This window comes from Bartonella sp. AP7XZML (assembly GCF_042195745.1).
Classification (GTDB): Bacteria; Pseudomonadota; Alphaproteobacteria; order Rhizobiales; family Rhizobiaceae; genus Bartonella.
The window spans coordinates 1-4,404 of record NZ_JBHIOT010000089.1 but is presented as its reverse complement, the minus strand read 5'-3'; the positions used below and the strand labels follow the sequence as shown (position 1 = coordinate 4,404).

The following is a 4,404-nucleotide window of genomic DNA, read 5'->3' as shown; positions in this document are numbered from 1 at the left end:
TTTCACATCATCAAAATCTCTTAAGGCTCTAATTCGAGTTAAGAAATGACCATCGATATATTCACAATCATCAATAAATTCGTATTTTTTTGCAGGCTCTTGTTGATTAACAGACGCGGTTTCATTCGCAATATTAGAGATAATGGGGGTGTTTTTTGAGATATTTGTCATAATTAAATCCTACATGATTTAGTGTTTTCAATTGACAGCCTATAAAGGCGCCGGGTGTTGAAAACACGGCATGTAGTCCGTTGTTATGCCTTCCTCATAAGAGTATTGTATAGCATAACCACACCCGACAAAATCATCATATATGCTAATTAGAGCATAAAAGATAGTCAGTTTTATAATAGGATTAGGTTTATCGCAACCTTTTCGCTACATGTTTAGTGTTTTCATCACTTAATTATTTATATAGCAAAATACGTATTTATTGTCAATTAATATTTTATCTTTTTTGATATTTTTTTGTATTTTTTAACTACGTTGTGTATTGATAATATCTTACGCTTATTAATTGCTTCTTTTATATTTATGTGCTTTTAAAGATATATTATAGGCTTTATGAAACGACTACGTATTTTCTGAATCTATACATTTATAATATTTAGAAACGCTCTCATAATGCGTTTTTTTAACTTTATAACCTATCAATTTTTTTACTAAATAAATTTTAAATTTTTTTGTGAATTTTGTTTATAACACATTTATCATTTGCACTATCTTAATAGGCATCGCGCTCTTATAACCAATGCAATTCATTTGCATTTTTGCTTTATTCAAACAAAGCTACTGTTTTTATGCATTCTCTATAGCTGTTATATGCTTTATAGCCATGGTGTTATTTTTCATTTTCATAAGAGAAACGATAAATAGGATATATGATAATTGCGATTTATAGACTGTTATGAAAATATCTAAAGAGAAATTGATCATTATAGAGATCAGTAAAATCCCTTTTAATAGACCGTGTCAGTGTTGTCAGTTTTGTCAGTTCCTTTTAGACCCTATAATTATTTTTTCAAATGAGTGAAAATAAAAGTTATTATATTTCAATATGTTAACATTTTAAAATACAACCCATATCGAAAACACAACCTTAAATACAATTAATAATATATATTTGTCAGTTATGTGTCAGTAAATTGAACTGACAAAAGTGATCATTTGAGTGAGTGATTAAAACGTGTCTTATGAAAAGCAACTGATTACGTTATCAAAATCCTTTTTATGAATTTTTATCAGTTCTTTTGAAGATATAAACTTATGATTTTAGAGAATTGATTACAACGTGCTTTATAAAAAGCATGTGATCCTTTAAAGCCTTTCAAAAGATAGCTTGTAACTTATAGAAATGCTATCAAGATCATTATGGTTATGAGTTTTGAAGGGGTTTTGAGTTTTGAGGGTTGCTGCTATTATGTAAAAAAACGATAAAAAGTAAAAACATTATATTTCAATGGGTTAATATTTTATAGACCTTAAAAAAACAACCCATATTGATAATACAACCTCTAAATTCAACCAATAATATACGTTTTGAGGGGGTTTTGACGGTTTTTACACCTTCAAAACCTATAAGTAATATAAGAAAATGAATATACATAACTCTCTTTAAACAAAGCTTTTGATAACAATAAAGCACTCATTTTAGATTACGGTATAATCTCTTAAAGGCAATGTAAAAAAATCTAATTTTATTTAAGATGGGATTTCTTAAAAGTCTTAAAGCAATCCAAATGAGAGTATCTAAAAGTGCAAATGATTTCTTTTTAGAATAACGCATATAAACACTCCTTTTAAAGATTAGATGTAAGCAATTTATAAAGGGGGTATAGATTATGGTTATAAGCTCTATACCCCTTATGAGTTATCATACCCATTATGTGAGCATGCTTTATAAATTATTCAGTTTCTCTTATTTCTAATTTTGGTAAGTTCTTAACGATTTTCATTGTTTCTAAACTTACGGTAATAACCCTTTGAAACAACTCTAGAGGGTAGGCAGGGTTTCCAACGGTTTCAACAGCATAGCGATTGGCATCATTAACAATACCACTCTTTTTATCAGTCTTAACGCATTGACGCCCCATAACCCATTCAAGAGCGGGTTTGCCATTGACAATATATTCATAAGCTTCAAGAGGGATATCTGTCATAGTGATATTGCTGTTATAAAAAACAGTTGATTTATCCTTTTCCTTACTATTCTTAATTTTTGCGAATTTCATTTCAGTTACATAATAGAATTTTTCGGGATTAGAGATCTTTGTTAATTTTGGATTACCCTTTTTAAAGGTCACTGGATAAGGCTCTACATCTTCATAATTCACGTGCAAATGACCCAGTTCACGCCCTGCTGTTACAAATTTCCAAAAATCATCAGCAGTTTTTACGCAAGGGATACGAGGCAGTTCTTTAGAGAGGTTATCAGCATAACGAGAGCGATAATCTTCCGAATGAAGTAAACCGTAAACATAATAGAATAGATCGTCCTTAGTGATAGTTTCATTAGGATAAGCTGCTTTAAAATGATCTAGACCTTCATCAGTAATGGCATCACGCTTCTGTAAACCAGCTGTTGTGTTTTTCTCTGTAGAATTTGCAAATAAATGGGATTGTTTTTCATTTTTACTTTTTGAAACCGTAGCATCTTCATAGATATATCTTGGAAAACATTGACCATTTTCTATTACCTTAAAATCAGGCACAGTCTTACTCATAAATACAGAAAAGTCTTTCATTGACCCTATACCGGTAACGTGTATTACTTTATTTTCAACTGCTTGTCCCATAGGAAATATATGCGGCATTTGAAAAACTGATTCATTAAAGGTGCGATTATAATAGAGCCACTGTCGTGTAAAAGGGCGATAAAGGCTTTGAATAAGGCAATTATTCTCAAATTTGGAAAATTTGCTTCTTACCAATTCTTGTTTGAGAGTAGTACTCCAACTGATCTTTGTAGCATCAATGTTAATGAAATTGTTTACAATTTTATTACGTGTTTTACGGTCAGCATGAGGACAGGTATCTTTAAAACTTTCTACTTCACTATTATAAAAAGTGATCATAGCACTCATATTTTGTATTAAAGCTTTATGGCTTGCATTATATGTCCAAGCGTCACGACTCGTTACGATACCACACGAAAAATTTTCAAAGAGCTTTTTATCATTACCTTTCTTATCACCTATAGCTAAAAAGGCGTTGAAACTGTCATCACGTTGACCAAGCCAATCACCATGTTTATCTGGTGTAATTATTTGCCAACCTTGTTTACTTCGTGTAATGCCATCAATACTCCTAAATTTTTCAATTATCGTGAGTTTTTCTTCTCTATTGAGATAGTCTCCAATATCACGAAAATATATCTTACCATGTTGTTGTGCATTTGGATTTTTTACGAGAATAGAGATAGCAATAGGGGCTCGAGATCCAGAACCAAAAATTTTACCACCTTCTTTTCGAGAAAGTTCTCCAGAAGTTCGTTGGTTACCCCGTAAATGGAAAATATAAAGGCTGCTAAATTCCTCAACGAGGCACTTGCGTAAACCATCCATAGCATGACCACTGATAAATCCTGCGTTCGTAACAAAACCAATAACACCACGGTCTTTTATACGGTCACTTGCCCAGCAAATTGCTCGTATATAGCTATCATAAAGTTTATTTCGATTTATTATTTTTGTTGAATTCGATATATATTTCTTACGAATACGATTATCTAATATAAAATAAGAGGTATTCGGATTATTATCATTAGCACTCTTTTGTCCAAAAGAATAAGGAGGATTACCAAAGATAACTTGGATATCCAGTTTCTTTTGATGTTCCAAATATTCACTGTTTTCTTTAAATAATTTTTGCAGAAGGTTCTTCTCTTCAAGCATCCGAAACGTATCAGTCAAACCAATATGCTTGAAAGGGATATATTCACCTTTCATGATACTATGATAAGTCGATTCAATGTTAATCGCTGCTATGTAATAGGCAAGCAAAACAATTTCATTGGCATGAATATCATGACGGAACTTATATTCCATATCCTCTGGTTTGATGAGATTGGATTGTAAAAGCCGTGTGATAAAAGTACCTGTTCCCGTGAAAGGGTCAAGAATAGAAACACCCCGTGAACCTAAGCTTTTGCCAAATTCATTACGTAACACATCATCAACAGAATGAATGATAAAATCGACAACCTCAACGGGGGTATAAACAATGCCAAGCCTATCTGTTGTCTTTTTAAATGCCTTGGAAAAGAAATCCTCATAAAGTTTGATAATAAGGTTTTGTCTTGCTTGGGGTTCGGTAATCCCAGAGGCGCGGAATTTTACACTGTTATAAAACCCTTGGAGTTCTAAAGACTCTTGCTTGATATCGGTTTTATCCAACTCAGCTAAA

The 4,404-nt window shown here is 31.8% G+C and carries 1 protein-coding gene; it reads right to left on the bottom strand.

Going from position 1 to position 4,404, the window contains the following annotated elements:
• Nucleotides 1-1,904 precede the first annotated feature (1,904 nt).
• The coding region (locus ACFILT_RS06955) for a type ISP restriction/modification enzyme (RefSeq protein ID WP_375679808.1) at nucleotides 1,905-4,404 on the bottom strand (2,500 nt) is incomplete at its 5' end.